Annotated in this window: 14 protein-coding genes and 1 pseudogene; 8 read left to right on the top strand and 7 right to left on the bottom strand. The window is 57.2% G+C overall.

Annotated elements, in window-relative coordinates:
* The first annotated feature begins 18 nt into the window (after positions 1–18).
* The gene (gene mmsB / locus KUF54_RS06830) at positions 19–912 is read left to right on the top strand and encodes a 3-hydroxyisobutyrate dehydrogenase (RefSeq protein ID WP_219345891.1); all 894 of its coding nucleotides are present in this window, start codon (positions 19–21) and stop codon (positions 910–912) included.
* A gap of 54 nt (positions 913–966) precedes the next feature.
* On the opposite strand, the gene KUF54_RS06825 is transcribed toward mmsB, so the two are convergent.
* On the bottom strand, positions 967–3,531 hold the full coding sequence (locus KUF54_RS06825; RefSeq protein ID WP_219345890.1) for an EAL domain-containing protein: 2,565 nt from the start codon (positions 3,529–3,531) through the stop codon (positions 967–969).
* A gap of 438 nt (positions 3,532–3,969) precedes the next feature.
* On the opposite strand from KUF54_RS06825, the gene lpxK reads away from it, so the two are divergent.
* The 4 genes from lpxK (at position 3,970) to adk (ending at position 7,164) form a co-directional block, all read left to right on the top strand.
* Positions 3,970–5,019, top strand: a complete 1,050-nt coding sequence (gene lpxK / locus KUF54_RS06820) for a tetraacyldisaccharide 4'-kinase (protein ID WP_219346302.1) — start codon at positions 3,970–3,972, stop codon at positions 5,017–5,019.
* Between the two features lie 81 nt (positions 5,020–5,100).
* Positions 5,101–5,292 (top strand): Trm112 family protein, encoded by a 192-nt coding sequence (locus KUF54_RS06815; RefSeq protein ID WP_219345889.1) that lies wholly within the window; start codon positions 5,101–5,103, stop codon positions 5,290–5,292.
* 3 nt (positions 5,293–5,295) lie between these two features.
* Positions 5,296–6,072: a 3-deoxy-manno-octulosonate cytidylyltransferase gene (gene kdsB, locus KUF54_RS06810; protein ID WP_219345888.1), complete on the top strand. Its 777-nt coding sequence runs from the start codon at positions 5,296–5,298 to the stop codon at positions 6,070–6,072.
* 435 nt (positions 6,073–6,507) lie between these two features.
* The gene (gene adk, locus KUF54_RS06805; protein ID WP_219345887.1) at positions 6,508–7,164 is read left to right on the top strand and encodes an adenylate kinase; all 657 of its coding nucleotides are present in this window, start codon (positions 6,508–6,510) and stop codon (positions 7,162–7,164) included.
* An 83-nt stretch (positions 7,165–7,247) separates the two neighbouring features.
* Here adk and KUF54_RS06800 read toward each other — a convergent pair whose 3' ends face one another.
* Positions 7,248–8,324, bottom strand: coding sequence for an asparaginase (locus tag KUF54_RS06800; RefSeq protein WP_219345886.1), 1,077 nt, complete (start codon positions 8,322–8,324; stop codon positions 7,248–7,250).
* A 101-nt stretch (positions 8,325–8,425) separates the two neighbouring features.
* Between KUF54_RS06800 and lexA the strand changes: the two genes are divergently transcribed.
* Both lexA and KUF54_RS06790 read left to right on the top strand, forming a co-directional pair.
* The gene (gene lexA / locus KUF54_RS06795; RefSeq protein ID WP_219345885.1) at positions 8,426–9,100 is read left to right on the top strand and encodes a transcriptional repressor LexA; all 675 of its coding nucleotides are present in this window, start codon (positions 8,426–8,428) and stop codon (positions 9,098–9,100) included.
* Positions 9,101–9,286: 186 nt separating this feature from the next.
* Positions 9,287–9,799, top strand: coding sequence for a hypothetical protein (locus KUF54_RS06790; RefSeq protein ID WP_219345884.1), 513 nt, complete (start codon positions 9,287–9,289; stop codon positions 9,797–9,799).
* A gap of 64 nt (positions 9,800–9,863) precedes the next feature.
* Here KUF54_RS06790 and KUF54_RS06785 read toward each other — a convergent pair.
* From KUF54_RS06785 to KUF54_RS06775, 3 genes and pseudogenes are all read right to left on the bottom strand, one after another.
* Positions 9,864–10,082: pseudogene (locus tag KUF54_RS06785) on the bottom strand (hypothetical protein); the annotation flags it as partial.
* Positions 10,081–10,863, bottom strand: coding sequence for a hypothetical protein (locus KUF54_RS06780; protein WP_219345883.1), 783 nt, complete (start codon positions 10,861–10,863; stop codon positions 10,081–10,083). The pseudogene KUF54_RS06785 and the gene KUF54_RS06780, both read right to left, overlap by 2 nt.
* Before the next feature lie 133 nt (positions 10,864–10,996).
* Positions 10,997–12,478, bottom strand: a complete 1,482-nt coding sequence (locus KUF54_RS06775) for a PLP-dependent aminotransferase family protein (protein WP_219345882.1) — start codon at positions 12,476–12,478, stop codon at positions 10,997–10,999.
* Positions 12,479–12,610: 132 nt separating this feature from the next.
* Here KUF54_RS06775 and KUF54_RS06770 point away from each other — a divergent pair, with 132 nt between their 5' ends.
* Entirely contained in the window at positions 12,611–13,228 is a 618-nt protein-coding gene (locus KUF54_RS06770; protein ID WP_219345881.1) for a LysE family translocator, read from the top strand.
* Positions 13,229–13,318: 90 nt separating this feature from the next.
* On the opposite strand, the gene mnmH is transcribed toward KUF54_RS06770, so the two are convergent.
* Both mnmH and KUF54_RS06760 read right to left on the bottom strand, forming a co-directional pair.
* Positions 13,319–14,371, bottom strand: a complete 1,053-nt coding sequence (mnmH, locus tag KUF54_RS06765; RefSeq protein WP_219345880.1) for a tRNA 2-selenouridine(34) synthase MnmH — start codon at positions 14,369–14,371, stop codon at positions 13,319–13,321.
* 521 nt (positions 14,372–14,892) lie between these two features.
* Positions 14,893–16,248, bottom strand: coding sequence for a sodium:alanine symporter family protein (locus KUF54_RS06760; protein ID WP_219345879.1), 1,356 nt, complete (start codon positions 16,246–16,248; stop codon positions 14,893–14,895).
* Between the last annotated feature and the right edge of the window lie 57 nt (positions 16,249–16,305).

Raw genomic sequence — 16,305 nt, 5'->3', positions numbered from 1 at the left:
CCAGCAAGGAGACAGAATATGCAAATCGCTTTTATCGGTCTGGGCAATATGGGCGCGCCCATGGCCATCAATCTGGCCAAGGCCGGCCACAGCGTCAAAGCTTTTGACCTGAGCCATGACGCCATTGCCAAGGTGGTTGCGGCGGGCGGGCAAGCGGCATCCTGCGCAGCCACTGCGGTGCAAGGAGCAGAGGCCGTCATCACCATGCTGCCCGCCAGCCAGCATGTGGAATCGCTGTTTCTGGGCAATGCCGATCAGCAAGGGCTGCTGGCCCATATCACCAAGGGCACGCTGGTGATAGACAGCTCCACCATCGCCTCGGCCACCAGCCAGAAAGTAGCCAAGGCGGCTGCGGCCTTGGGCATTGACTTTATCGATGCCCCCGTCTCTGGAGGTACTGGCGGCGCGATTTCGGGTACGCTGACATTCATGGTCGGCGCAAGCGATGCACAACTGGCACGCGCCCAGCCGCTGCTGGAGAAAATGGGCTCTAACATCTTCCACGCAGGCGCTGTGGGCGCGGGCCAGACTGCCAAGATCTGCAACAACATGCTGCTGGGCATTTTGATGGTGGGCACCAGCGAAGCGATTGCGCTGGGCGTGGCCAACGGGCTGGACCCCAAGGTGCTCAGCGAAATCATGCGCCGCAGCTCTGGCGGCAACTGGGCACTGGAAAAATACAACCCCTACCCCGGCGTGCATGAGAACGCGCCCGCCAGCAAGGGCTATGCCGGCGGCTTTGGCACCGACCTGATGCTCAAGGACCTGGGCCTTGCGCAGGAGAACGCCATTGCCACCCGCTCAAGCACACCGCTAGGCGGCATGGCCCGCGCCATCTACAGCGCGCACAGCATGGCCGGCCATGGCGGAGAAGATTTCTCTAGCGTCATCAAGATGCTGCAGAAAAAATAAGCTGCGTTTTGCCCCCTAACTCAGCTTACGCAACGCCCTCCAGCCAGCTTATGTCTAAGGCGTTGCGACCACTGTTTGCTCATGCAGCCACTGCTCGAACGCTTTAGGAGTCAATGGTCGTGCAAACAAATACCCCTGTGCCACGTGATAGCCCTGGTCTCTGAGCATCACGTGCTGCACAGGGGTCTCAATGCCTTCGGCCACCACGGTCAGGTGCAGGCTCTTACCGATCCCCAAAATTGCGCCACTTAAGGCTTGAGCCGCTTCGTCGTGCTCTATATCCGCCACAAAACTGCGATCCAATTTCAGCTCACTGACTGGCAAGCGGCGTAAATAGCTCAGGCTGGAGTAACCGGTACCAAAGTCATCCATCGACAGTCGCACGCCTTGAGCGTGGACTTCATGAATGGTCTGCATCGTGCTGGGGTTGGTGTCCAGCAAAATGCTCTCGGTCAGCTCAATCGTTAAATCCTTGGGCTGCAAAGCATTGCGCTCTAAAGCATCGGCAACCATGCGCGGCAAGTCTAAGTTGTGGAAGTTAGAGGGCGACAGATTCACAGCGACCGAAGGCACCGCTAAGCCTAGCGCGCGCCAGTGACCCAATTGTCTGCAGGCCTCCCCCACTGCCCAGCGCCCTAATTCACCAATCAAGCCACACTCTTCAGCCAATGGAATAAAGCGTGCCGGTGATATTTCGCCCAGTACGCCGTGAGTCCAACGCGCCAATGCCTCCACGCCGTAAAGTCGGCCAGTATGGAGTTCGATCTGCGGCTGATAGTGCAAATGCAATGCGCCTTCTTTGAGTGCTTGGCGCAAAGCATGCTCAAGCGCCATACGCTCTTGCGCCAAGCGATTGAGCTCACGGCTAAAGAAGCTAAAGCCACCTCGACCGGTTTTTTTGGCTTGGTACATGGCCATATCGGCACGATGCATCAGGGTTTCCATCTCGCGCCCGTCTTCAGGAAACATCGCAATACCAATGCTCGCCGTCACCGCCACAGCGCTGTCTTGAAAGCTCACCGACTGGGCCATTAACTCTTGCAAGCGCTCAATAATGATTGCTACATAAGCGGCATCACAGTCAGGCAGTACCGCTACAAATTCATCACCCGACAAACGTCCAACAATGTCTGAATTACGCAGCACTTGCCTTAAGCGCGCAGCGGTAGCGCGCAGTAACTGATCGCCGGCCGGGTGCCCAAGCGAATCATTGACTTGCTTAAAGCGATCCAGATCAATGAACAACACGGCACCACGCTGGGTACTGGCTAAAACTTGCTCAGCCTTGGCAAGCAACAAGCTGCGGTTAGGCAAGCCTGTCAAAGTGTCGTAAAACGCCAGCTGCCGAATGCGCTGACGAGAATGCTCACGCTCCAATGCCAAAGCACACATATGTGTGCAAGCATCGACCAATTGCTGATGGTAGGCCGAAGCGACGCCTGCGCGCGCATCCCGGTAGTAAAACGCAAACGTACCCACGGCCTGCCCCTGCTTGCCTCTAATTGGCGTAGACCAGCAGGCTTGGTAGCCAAGGGGCAAGATCAGGTGCTTGTAATCGCTCCACAAAGGGTCGGTAGCAATGTCATGCACAACAACAGACTCATTGCGCCAAGCGGCTGTACCGCATGAGCCCGCTTTATCCCCCACTGCCAAGCCCTCCAATTGCGAGGAATAGGCTGCAGGCAAACTAGGGCTAGCCAAGGGGTGCAGCAAACCTTGCTCATCGACCTCCAAGATTGATGCTGTGACCTCGGGAGCGATACGCTCTACCTCTTTGCACATCATCTCCAACACCTCGACCAGAGGGTGGTCTTTGGCCATGGCTTCCATCACGCGGTGCTGCAGCACCTCGTGCATTTTGGAGCTGGTGATATCGGTCAGCACCGAGACGGTGTATTGCCAGTGGCCCGCAGCATCCAACATCGGATTGCTTTGCACCTTGGCCCAGTAACGCTGACCTTGCTTGCCCACCACGATTTCTTCACGGTTAACCGATTGCCCTGCCTTTAACAGGCAGCGAAACTCCTCGCCAAAGCCTTCGGCCACATGGGGGGCTAGCAAACGGCTGGGGTCGCGCCCGACAATTTCTTGTATCTCCCAACCAAACATACGGCTGAAGCCACCATTGATATACGCAATGCGCGAAGACGCATCACTGATGAGCACCGCCGTATCGCTTGCGTCAGCCACCAAAGACAGCATACGCAAACGCTGCCTCTGGGAGATTTCTAGACTATGGCGCGCTGTGATGTCCGTGGCCACGCTCATCACCTGCACCACATGGCCTTGAGCATCAAAGACCGGGGAATACGTAGCTTCTAACCAGCAGCAACTACCGTCACTGTGCACGCGCTCCACCACGCCAGAAAATGGCTGGCCTTCGCGCAGGCCAGCCCACATCTGAGCGTATTCGGCACTGGCTACGAATGCAGGGCGGCAAAAGCTCTGGTGGCTACGACCTTGTGCTTGCTCAAGCGTCAAGCCCAGCAGGTTCAAATAAATGCTGTTGGCGTATGACAAGTCACCACTGGCTGAGTAACAAGCCATGGCCATGACCCGCTCCAAAGACTGAAACTGCATCATCTGCAGCCCTTGAGCCGCATCCTCCAAAGTGCTCATGTGCATTGATCACTCCTTTTATTGTTTGCAATCAAGCGCCATGCGCTCAAAAAAAATCTCACTGCTCACCTCTACAGACAACATCTTGTGAATGAAGCGAGCTTCAAAATTGATGACTTAATACTCAAACCCATGCTTGATCTAATCACCACGCAATCAAATTTACAACTACTAACACAACCTATCAACCAAGTTTTAAATAGAGTTCTCGCTCGAAAGCAAGAGTTGTTCTCGATTGTGGATATCACTCTTAGGCTATTTGACGCAAGCTAGGTCAATCGCACAAAGTGAGGCAACTTCGGCATTGTGGCTGTGGCACGCACTGGTTTATGCAATAAGTCGCTGACATCACCAACTCCTGAGACTTACATCGGCCAGATATACGCCAGCCCAGTTTCAGCGCCTAGCCTTGCTCTTATGATTCGAGCTCTTATGTCCATCAGCTCTACTAGCTCGCCCTCCCCAGCCTCCAAGCATTCAAGCGGTTTGCGCGCCATTTGGCGCCAGCGCGGTGCGGGTGCGTGGCTGCTTTGGCCTGTGTCAATGCTCTACGGTGCGCTGCAAAGCTGGAATGCTCTGCGCATGCTCAAGCAGCAACAGGCTGCCGGGGTCCCCGTCATCGTGGTTGGCAATGTGATTGCGGGCGGCGCAGGCAAGACCCCCGTCACTCAAGCCGTGGTAGCGCACCTCAAAGCCCAAGGCTGGCAGCCGGGCATCATCTCGCGCGGCTATGGCCGCAAGGTGGTGGCTGGACAAGACTGCCGCGAAGCCCTGCCAGACACTCCTGCCAGTGACGTGGGCGACGAGCCTGCTCTTCTTGCGCGCAGCACAGGCGTGCCGGTATTTGTGGCGGCCAAACGCATTGAAGCGGCTCTGGCGCTGCGCCAAAAGTATGCGCAGGTCAATGTCATCGTCAGTGATGACGGCTTGCAGCATTTAGCGCTAGCCCGAGACATAGAGCTGTGCGTGTTTAACGACGAAGGCGTGGGCAACGGCTTTTTGCTACCCGCTGGCCCGCTGCGCGAAGCTTGGCCACGCCCCGTTACCGCGGCACTGTATGCAGGCCAGCCGCCCCAGCCGCTAGGCTTGTCACCCGCTTTTGCACTGCAGCGCAGTCTGGGTGATGAGGTGCGCAACGGTTTTGGTCAGAGTATTCGCATGAGCGATCTCGCAGGCCAAAACGTTGAAGCCGTGGCCGCCGTCGCCCGCCCAGAATCATTTTTTGCCATGCTGGCAGATCAGGGCATTGCGCCCGCCGCCACGCAGGCTTTGCCTGATCACTATGATTTTGAGAGCTTCTCACGCAAGCTGAATAAAGACTCTACGCTGATTTGCACTGAAAAAGACGCCGTCAAACTGTGGCGCAACTACCCTGAGGCTTGGGCAGTGCCACTGCAATTGCAGCTGCCGCCGGCCTTTTGGGAGCTGCTCGATACGCAGTTAGCAGCGGCCAGCGCCCATATTCGCGGCCAAGGCTCCGCAGCCTGACTATCATTGGCACATTCATCGCCCTCTTTGCGGTGTCAGCCCACGGGTTGGCGCCCTCACCCCGTTTCGCAGGATTTCCCCATGGACGCCAAACTTCTTGAACTGCTGGTCTGCCCCGTCACCAAGGGCCCGCTGCGCCTTGATCGTCAAAATCAAGAACTCATCAGCCACAGCGCACGCTTGGCATACCCCGTGCGTGACGGCATTCCTGTCTTACTGGAAAACGAAGCGCGCACGCTCAGCGATGACGAATTGGATGACAGCCAGTACTAAGCCATGAGCTACACGGTACTGATCCCCGCCCGCTTGGCCTCTACCCGCCTGCCCGGCAAGCCACTGGCCGATATTGCCGGCCTGCCCATGGTGGTGCGCGTGGCGCAACGTGCAGCGCTTGCTGGCGCGGCGCGCTGCGTGGTGGCTGCAGACGATGCAAGCATTGTTGCAGCCTGCGTCCAGCACGGCATTGAAGCCATCCTCACCCGCACTGATCACCCTAGCGGCAGCGACCGCTTGGCCGAAGCCTGCACGCAATTGGGGCTGACAGGCGACGATGTGGTGGTCAATGTGCAGGGCGACGAGCCCCTGATTGACCCCGCCTTGATCGACGCCGTAGCCAAACTGCTGCTCGCCCGACCCGAAGCGAGCATGGGCACAGCAGCCCACCCGATTGATAGCCTGACGGACTACCGCAACCCCAATGTGGTAAAGGTGGTGTGTGATGCCCAGGGGCTGGCCAGTTATTTCAGCCGCGCGCCCATTCCCTTCTCGCGCGATCACGCCGATGAAGCGTGGTGGAAGACGGCTACGCCCAAAGCAGGCCATGCAAGCTTCTCGCCGCTGCGCCATATCGGCATCTACAGCTACAAGGCCGGTTTTCTGCGTGCATTCCCACAACTCTCGCCCGCGCCGACTGAGGCCATGGAGCAGCTAGAGCAACTTCGCGCCCTGTGGCACGGTCACCGCATTGCCGTGCACATTACCCCCGATGCACCCGGGGCTGGCGTTGACACCCCTGAAGATCTGGAACGCGTGCGCGCCGTGTTTGAACATTAAGAAGCTGCTTTTGATCTGAACCCAAGCCTGTGCACCAAAGTAGCACAGGCTTTTTTCGTAGAGGTTTCGTATCAGTTTCTTATAGGTTTCGCAAAAGATCAGGATTTGATGGGCGCTGTAGTTTTAACGCGCAAGCTTGGCTCTAAAAAAGCCTAAGTCCAGTCGTGGCAAGCACTGCTAGCTATACTTTCCACCTAGTCCAAACAGCGCATGTGCCCACAAGCACGCAGGCCTTATAACTAAAGCCATCGCGTTTGCACCGGATACACGCATTTTTTTGGTCCGCATTGGCGACAGTCTTGACTGTGAAAATAAGCCTGCGCTGGCCTTGTGCATGCTATCCTTGCCCGCTAAAAAATACAGCTCAGGGACTACAGACGTCCACCCGTTTCCCTGAGCTTGTCAAAAAAATTTCTACTCTCCTCAAGGATTTCCATGAAACTGATTTTGTTGGGAGCTCCCGGCGCCGGTAAAGGCACTCAGGCAACCTTTATTTGCCAAAAGTACGGTATCCCTCAAATCTCCACCGGCGACATGCTGCGTGCAGCAGTCAAGGCTGGCACCCCTCTGGGTCTGCAAGCCAAGGCCGTGATGGATGCAGGCCAGCTGGTCAGCGACGATCTGATCATCAATTTGGTCAAAGAACGCATCTCTCAAGAAGACTGCGCCAAGGGCTTTTTGTTTGACGGCTTCCCCCGCACCATCCCTCAGGCCGACGCCATGAAGGCTGCTGGCGTGAAGCTGGACTATGTGCTGGAAATCGACGTGCCCTTTGAAGCCATCATCGAGCGCATGAGCGGCCGCCGCAGCCACCCCGCCTCGGGCCGTACCTACCACGTCAAGTTCAACGCCCCCAAGGTCGAAGGCAAGGACGATGTGACCGGTGAAGACCTGGTGCAGCGCGAAGATGACAAGGAAGAAACCGTCAAGAAGCGCCTGGATGTGTACAGCAGCCAGACTCGCCCTCTGGTGGACTACTACAGCAACTGGGCCAAGGCCGACGCTGCTGCTGCCCCCAAGTACCGCGCTATCAGCGGCACAGGCACCGTGGAACAAATCACCGAGCGCGCCTTCGCTGCTCTGGCCGAATAAGCCACCTCAGACCACAAAAAAGCGCCTTTTAGGTGCTTTTTTGCTTTGCAGTCCATATTTCATATAGACCTACAGCTATAAATTTATGAGCAAACGAGGTACAGCATCAACGCAATACGCGCCTTGCTGGGCGGCAGTAGCACCGTATCTAGACGATCCTCCCCTTCAGCTTGAATAACATGGGCTGCGATTTCATCACAGCCAAGATGTGTCTCAGCCCCGCTATGAGCTTTGCTAATAACTTTGCAATTACCGCGACTTTTCACTGACTGCGCACCCACCACTTGCCCCTCCAAGCAGCGCGTGGTGAGCCAGACACTCACGCCCTGCGCTTTGGCCTCAAGCAGCGCCTGCTTCATCGCCTGATGAAGCGAGCCATTACCCGTGCCCGCCACCACCAAGCCCTGCACGCCAGCAGCCACCAAGGCCTGTACAGCGCGCGCGCTTTGCAAAGCGCCTGACTGAACAATCTCTACCCAAGGCAGCTCATCTGAGGCCAGCAACTGTTCAAGCCGCACCACATCCAAGCCTGAGTATTGCGCCGCAGCGCGCCCCAGCCAGCGCACACGCCCTTCTTCCACATAAGCGCATGGCCCGCCCTCATAAGAGCGCAGCGCATTCAAACGGTAGGGGTGTACCTTGAGCACCTCACGCGCCGCGTGCACTTCACCGGCTGCAACGACCCATACACCAGCGCCTCCATCTGCAGCAACCACCACCGCATCACGCAGGTTCTGCGGACCATCGGCTTGCAGCGATGTCGCCGGGCGCATGGCGCAGGTCAGCACTACGGGCTTAGTCGGCTGCAGCAGCAGTTGCAGCAGCCAAGTGGTTTCTTCCAGCGTGTCCGTGCCATGCGTAATCACCAGCGCTTTCGTGCCCGCATCGTCCAGCCCCGCCTTCACAGCCTTTAGCAGGCTGCGCCACACTGGCCAATCCATGTCCTTGCTGTCAATTTGGGCAATTTGCACGGCATCCAGTACTTCACCCAGCACCACATCCGCGCCACCACCAATCAACTGTGGCAAATCTGGCACAGCGGCCAAAAGCCCTGCCACACTGAGCTGCCCCGCCACGTAGCCCACACCCTGCGTGCTGCTCTGGGCCTGCCCTGCAATCGTGCCGCCTGTACCCAAAATGACAATCTTTGCTTGTGGCACTTGCTCTCCATAAAAAACTGGTTAAAAATACAGGTACTGTATAAACACACAGATTAAAAATCTCACTAGGCCCAGCCTACTGAAAGACCGGAAGCCCAGACATGCTAGACCACCCTAAGCTCACTCCCCGCCAGCAGCAGATTCTGGACCTCATCCAGTCCAGCATTGCGCGCACTGGTGCGCCGCCTACCCGAGCCGAGATTGCCAGCAGCTTCGGCTTCAAATCTGCCAACGCCGCTGAAGAGCATCTGCAAGCACTGGCACGCAAAGGCGTGATTGATCTGGTCAGCGGCACATCGCGTGGCATTCGGCTGCGCGCTGACACTGTGCGCAGCATCAATGCCGCGCGTGGCAACAGCTTTGCTTTACCACTGAGCAGCATGGCACCACTGGTTCTACCCCTGGTCGGTCGCGTCGCTGCCGGCTCGCCTATTTTGGCGCAGGAACATATCGACCAGAGCTATTCTGTTGAGCCTAGCCTGTTCGCTGCCAAGCCCGACTACCTGCTTAAAGTACGCGGTATGTCTATGCGCGATGCCGGCATCATGGATGGCGACTTGCTGGCAGTCCAATCCACCCACGAAGCGCGCAACGGCCAAATTGTGGTTGCCCGCTTGGGTGAAGATGTCACGGTCAAACGCTTTAAGCGCACCCCGCAAGGCATTGAGCTGCTTCCCGAAAACCCCGACTACAAAGTCATTCATGTGGATCCTGAAGAGCCCTTCGCCATCGAAGGTCTGGCCGTTGGCCTGATCCGCAACACCATGTTTATGTAGTCACAAGGCTAGTCATCAGCTTGCCGCCATCTCACCGCGGCAAGCTGATCCTCTATACCTTTCACTTTCCCTCTCCAGCCCAGGTGGTAGGCGCGAAGCAGTTTTGCTTCGCCCTGGGCGGAGCTTTGCCTTAAAACGCAATCCTGCCCTTATCTGTGCCGCAAGGCTATTAAGAGGAGTTGCCACATGGGATTCGCCACATCTTTGCAGTCTTTGACCCGCTTGAGCTTGAAAGTACTGCCCTTCGCTTCGGCCACAAGCCTGAGCTTTGAGTCCAGCAATAGCAAGAGCATCAAGAGTTCAGAGACAACTGAGTCTGAGCCAGCTTCTTTCATCCCCAGCTCTTTTGAGACTGAGGAATTCAAGTTGACGCACACCAGCATCCCCTTCATGCGCGCCAACCGCTCGCGCCGGCGCAGCAGCAACAGCATCAATACTGGCGCACGCGTTAACAGCAAAGCAAAGGCCAACGCGGCTCATATAGCCGCTACCCAATTACCTCTGGCTTTGCCTGCGCAAGCCGGCCCAGCGCCAGTGTTGTCAGCTACCGCAGCCTCCACAGCCGCCTCGGGACAAGTCAAAATCTTGCAGCGCGAGCCCCGCAAGCAGCCTGAGTGCATGTACATATCTGGCCGCATGGCCGATGTCTGCGCCGCCCTAGAGCGCATGGCACTCAACGAGCAAGCTCTACAGGCATAAAGCTGGGGCTTCGCAGCTCATCCCAAACGCAGAATTTCGGTTTGCTGAGATATGTTCTCTGCCCTCAGCGCACCGGTAAAAACTGCAGAAATGGCCCGGCCACCAACCCCTGCGCATAGCCGATTACGGAGCGCCGGTAGCGCTCTGTGGTGTAGTCTGCAATCAGATCAAGCCGGCCAATGATCTTGCCCATCTCCCGCTCAAAACTCAGATTATTAGCTTCCTCACTCATCTGATTCGATAGCAGCAAGGGCTGGTTTGCTGAGATATGTTCTCTGCCCTCAGCGCACCGGTAAAAACTGCAGAAATGGCCCGGCCACCAAGCCCTGCGCATAGCCGATTACGGAGCGCCGGTAGCGCTCTGTGGTGTAGTCTGCAATCAGATCAAGCCGGCCAATGATCTTGCCCATCTCCCGCTCAAAACTCAGATTGTTAGCTTCCTCACTCATCTGATTCGATAGCAGCAAGGGCTGGCCAGACGCAGCTTTGCGTGAGTTCAAAATCCAGTTGGCAATTTCCAAATTGCGTGCGGCATTAAAGACATGCTGCGGCTCCAAGCCATCCACCAGCGTAAAGCTAGTGCGCCCGCCATGCGAGGTAATCAGCATATCGGCGGCGGCGTAGATAAAGGCTGCTACCCGGTCGCCCTCAAACTCAGGCTGCAATGCCAGCGACAGCGCCGCCACATCGCGCTTGCCCTGCAGCTCATGCCACGGCTGTCGCTCTGTTACGGCTATGCGCACATAGGTAATTGCGGCCTCACGGCTTGTGGCGGTCTTTTTCCATTCAGCGGGGTTGCGACGATAGAGCTTGTCCATGATGACAAACAGGTTCTGCAAGTTCTGCTTCATGGCCAGCGTCGCCATGCGGTTGCTGTCGGACTGAAGCAGCTCGCGTGAGTGAAAGCTTTCACCTTTAACTTCGCCATGGTTGGTTGGCGCACTGGAGCATGCGGCCAGTCCCGCAACTAATAGAACAAGCAAAAATAGCAGCCGCATTAACCGTGAACCGAGGCTGGCGCAGTGGCTGGAAGCGTTACGAAGCAAGGCTGGTGCTGCAATCATGCTACAAACATAACAGCAGACAACGCGCTATCACGTACGCCAAAGCCCTGTGATTGTTATCAATCGTGAATGCAAAAAACGCTGCGAGCAGGCGAGCTAAACGACGGAAGTATCAACTTAAATAAAGACTTAATTACCGACGTAATTGCTTAAGAATCTGCTCCAGCAGCATCCACGGTGCCGCTTGGTCGGCCATGGCCACCGGCACACGTAGCATGCGGCTGGTCGCTTGTTGGGGCGAAAACAAAACGCCCGGCGCCAGCAGCAAATTTTTCAGGGCCGCCTGTCTTGCCAGCACCTCGGTGTCGACCCCGCAGTCGACCCAAGCAAAAGTGCCAGCCACGGGCTCATGCACGGCATGACAGTCCAAAGCTTCGAGTTTGCGCAGGCAGCGAATGCGCGCCCTGTCCACCCTGTCACGCAGGCGATCTACATGCTTGCGGTAAGAACCATCGGCCAAAATGTGATGCACGATGTGCTCAGCCGGCAGCGATGAGGTCAGGCCTGAGAGCAGCTTCATGTCAGTGAGGCGGTGGACATATTCAGGCTTGGCAGCGATATAGCCCACACGCAGGCCACCTGAGAGCGTTTTGGAATATCCGCCCACCAAAATCACGCGTTGCAGCCTATCCATGGCCGCCAGGCGCAGCGGCATAGCGCCCAGGAAATCGGCGTAGGTGTCATCTTCCACCAGCAAAAAATCATGCCGCTCGGCAATGCGCAATACCTCATGGGCCACGCCTGCAGACAGACTCAAGCCCGTGGGGTTGTGCACTGCGGTGTTGAGGATAAAGAGCTTGGGCTGGTGCTCCTGCGCAAGCGACTCAAGCGCCAGCACATCCGGGCCACCGGGCAAGCGCGGCACGCCGACGATGTTCACACCCATGTATTTCAACCGCCCGAAGATCAAAAACCAGGCCGGATCTTCCACCAGCACGGTATCGCCGGGGCGTAAAAAGCAGCGCACGATAAGGTCTAGCCCTTGCGTGACGCCGGCCACCGTCATCAAATTCATCGCAGGGTGGGCTGGTACCTCTTGCGCCTGCAGATACGAGGCAATGTGCTGGCGCAGCGGGGCAAAGCCTTGCGGCACGCCGTAGCCCAAAAGACTTTGTTCGGCCCGCGCACCTTGGCGCGTAATGGCCCGCATTGCACCCGTGATAAGGCCCTGATCCATCCAGCTCGATGGCAGACAGCCGGCACTGCCTGTGCCGTCTTCGTTTTCACCAAAGATGCCTCGGAGCAAATAAGCTGTATCAAACTCCACCACCTGCGGCGATACAGACTCGGCGGGCGCGGTGACCGAACGCTGGCTCGCCACATAAAAGCCACTGCCGCGGCGCGACACGATCAAGCCCTGCGCGGCCAGCCTATCGTAGGCCTGCACCACGGTATCGCGGCTGACGCCTGCGGTTTGTGCCAAGGCCCGCACCGATGGCAAACGCACACCAGCGCGCAAGCCGTGATTGCGCACCAGCGAGCCGAAATGCTCCACCAACTGCTCAGCCAGCCCGATGGAGCCAGAGCGAATAGGCTGCCACCCCCAGCTGACGGAGGCTGATAACGCGGCAGCACCCGCCTGTGTGGATAACGATTGTGATTCGGAGTCAAGCATGGTGGGTTTTCAACTGTCAGGGTTGCACTAGCAGGCCAACTCATCAGCTGGCATGACAAAGTGTACTGCCACTGTACTGAAGCCAGCAACTAACATTGGGCACACTTCACGCATCAACGCCCTGACGCCACCATGCCCATGCTGCCCGAATCACTCTCGTTTGTATTGCCACTGGCCATGTTTGCCTTGGTCAGCTCCATCACACCCGGCCCTAACAATGTGATGCTCACTGCCTCAGGCGCCACCTTTGGCTATCGTCGCAGCGTGCCGCATATGCTGGGCATCTGCTTAGGCGTAGTGGTCATGGTGCTGCTTATTGGCGCAGGCCTTGGCCAAGTTTTTGAGGCCGAGCCACGCATCTACACCCTGCTCAAATATGTGGGCGCGGCTTATTTGGTGTGGCTGGCTTGGAAGATTGCACGCGCAGGCAGTGTGGATCAAGGCCAATCTGGCCAGCGCCCGTTTGGTTTTTGGCAGGCCGCCGCCTTTCAGTGGGTCAACCCCAAGGCATGGATCATGGCGATCGGCGTGGTCGCCACCTATACGCCGCGCGATGGTTTTTTTGCCAACCTGCTGCTGTCCGCTCTAGTGCTAGGACTGATCAACTACCCAAGCATTAGCGTGTGGACCCTCTTTGGCAGCACAGTAGGACGCGCATTGCGCACACCCAAAGCACTGCGTACTTTTAACGGCGTGATGGCGGGGCTGCTGCTGCTATCGCTGGTGTCGATTTTTGTCGAGCACGCTTAAATAGGCTTGGGTCTGTTGAGAATTGACCGAAGAGCGCGTTGTGGCAAGGCCATACAACAACGTACCAAGGGTAGCGTTAGCGGCTTTTAATCATGCCTGCAGCGCCCTGACTTGCTGAGCCAAACGGGCAATCGCCGCATCAGACAAATCATCGGCCTGCAGCACTTGGCGGGTAGGCCACTGATCAAAGTGGTTGGACTGCGAACGCTCGTAATGCGGGTCATAGTGGCGCAGCATCAGCTCTTCAAACAAGGGCGATAGTTCTTTGGTTAGCGCCCATTGCTGCCAGCGGCCTATGACTTCGTTGCCATGCAGCTCTTTGAGCCAGCCCAGCTTGCCAGCCAGCGCTTCAGGCTCATCGCCCAGATACGCATAGTCGTGCAGCAGATACGACAGACGAGCAGACTCAGTGGCGCGCACCTCAATGACTGGGGCCTTATGCAGATGCGTGACCAGCGGCAGCGGCAGACCGATACGGCCTATTTTTGCGCTTTCACCTTCCAAATAAACGGGGCGAGACAGGTCAAACTGCTCTAGCTTTTCAGAGATCAAGGTCTCAAAGCGCTTTTGGCTAGGCTGCTCTATGCCGGGCAAATTACCCAGTAGTGAGCCTTTGTGATTGGCAAAACCTTCCAAGTCCAGTACCTGCTCACCACTTTCGGCCAGCGCATGCAGCACCCGGGTTTTGGCCGAACCCGTTGCGCCGCACAGCACACGCATTTGCACTTGGGGAAGCAAGGTTTCCAGCTGCTCAATCACATGGCTACGAAAGGCCTTGTAGCCGCCGGCGAGTTGCTGCGCGTCCCAGCCTACTAAGCGCAGCCAAGTCACCATAGAGCCGCTGCGCAGGCCGCCGCGCCAGCAGTAGACCAGAGGCTTCCAGTTGGCGGGCTTATCGGCAAAGGTTTCGCGCAGGTGGCGCGCCAGGTTTGCCGCCACGTAGGAGGCGCCCAGACGCTTTGCCTCAAAAGGACTGACTTGCTTGTAAATGGTGCCGATCTCAGCGCGCTCAGCATCGCTGAGCACGGGGCAGTTGATGGCGCCGGGGATGTGATCCAACGCAAACTCGCTGGGCGAGCGGGCATCAATCAGAGCTTTGTACTGGTGGCGTTCAGGAACGCGAACGGGCTGGCGATGAGACAAGGCAGACTATCTATGGCTGTACCCATACGGCCCAAGACCGCGGGGCAATGGCATGAAGTCGGGCAGAGGTCAGGCTGCTGAAGGCAGTGATCTCGGGAGATCTGACTCGATGCTCGGCAACATGAAGAACCTGCTACCCCTGTCACAAACAGAACCAGAAACAGGCCACGAAGCCAGGGCGTGGATCGAGCCTCGATACGCACAAACGCCGCAGCGATTGGGCTCGCAGCGATCATTCCCTGAAAAGCCGTATTTTCTCAGATGCTGCCTCCCGTGTCAGAGCGCCACACCCAAAACCGCACAGGGCGCTGATGCATACACACCAGCGCCCTGTTACTAACAAATTGGGCTCGCAGCGATCATTCCCTGAAAAGCCGTATTTTCTCAGATGCTGCCTCCCGTGTCAGAGCGCCACACCCAAAACCGCACAGGGCGCTGATGCATACACACCAGCGCCCTGTTACTAACAAAATAGACCGCTAGTCCTGACAATTCAAGGACTAGCAGCTATCAAATTTGATTTAACGATCTTCTTCCTTGCGCGCAAAGTATTCGCGCGTGAGCTTCACAATCACGGGTGACAGCAGCAGCAAAGAGATCAGATTCGGTATCGCCATCAGCGCATTGAGCGTATCGGCCACCAGCCAGGCAAAATCCAGCGTAGCGACGGCACCGACAAAGGCGCTAATGGTCCAGAGAATGCGAAATGGCTTTTCGCAAATCGTGCCCACCAGATACGTCCAGCACTTCTCACCGTAGTAGGCCCAGCCCAAAATGGTGGTGAAGGCGAAAACGGACAAAGACAGCGCCAGCACATATTTGCCAATACCGGGCATGGCTGCCTCAAAGCTCTGGGTAGAAAGCACGGCGCCTGTTGCACCCGAGTTCCAGACGCCGCTGACCACAATGGCCAAACCTGTCATGGTGCAGACGATGATGGTATCGATAAACGTACCCATCATGCCGACAAGACCCGAAAAAACCGGGTCACGCGTAGCACCTGCAGATTGCGCAATACCGGCAGTGCCCAAGCCTGCTTCATTCGAGAAAATACCGCGCGCCACGCCCATGCGTATGGCCATCAACACGGTCGAGCCCAAGAAGCCGCCAGTCGCTGCTGTGGGATTGAAGGCCTGCTCAATGATCAGTGCAAAAGCAGCAGGAATGCGGTCCACATATACCCCCAGCACATACAGCACGCAAATTACATAGGCCACGCACATGGCGGGCACCAGCTTTTCAGCCACAGCGCCAATACGTTTGATGCCGCCCAGTACCACAGCGCCAGTCATCAGCGCCAGCGCCACGCCGGTCACCCAGTTCTCCAGACCAAAAGCGGTATGCATGGCCGATGCGATGCCGTTGGACTGCACCATAGAGCCAATGCCAAAACCGGCCAAGCCGCCGAACAGCGCAAACAGCGTACCCAGCCACTTCCACTTTTTGCCCAAGCCGTTTTTGATCGCGTACATGGGACCACCCACCCACTGGCCTTGGTCGTTTTTCTCGCGGTACTTTACCGCCAGCACCACCTCGCCATACTTGGTAGCCATGCCCAGCAGCGCGGTCATCCACATCCAGAACAATGCGCCTGGGCCGCCTACTGCAATGGCCGTTGCCACACCGGCAATATTGCCCGTGCCAACGGTGGCAGAAAGCGCCGTCATCAACGCCGCATAAGGGGTGATGTCGCCATCCGCCTTATCTCCGGGCTTGCGGCTGCGCCAGATCATGCGAAAGCCGCGCACGATGTTGCGCAGCGGCATAAAACCTAGGCGAATGTGAAGATAAAAGCCCGTGCCGAGAATCAGCACGATCATAGGAACACCCCAAACAATGTCGTTGAGGGTTTTAAAGAGTTGGGTTAACCAGTCCATTGATGTCGTCCGCCGCGCGCGATGAATGTACGCGGTCCGTTAAAAGGCAACAGTCCC

The organism is Comamonas sp. Y33R10-2, from assembly GCF_019355935.1.
Lineage (GTDB): Bacteria > Pseudomonadota > Gammaproteobacteria > Burkholderiales > Burkholderiaceae_C > Comamonas.
Note: the sequence above shows the minus strand (reverse complement) of the source record. Positions and strands in the feature narration are given on the sequence as shown.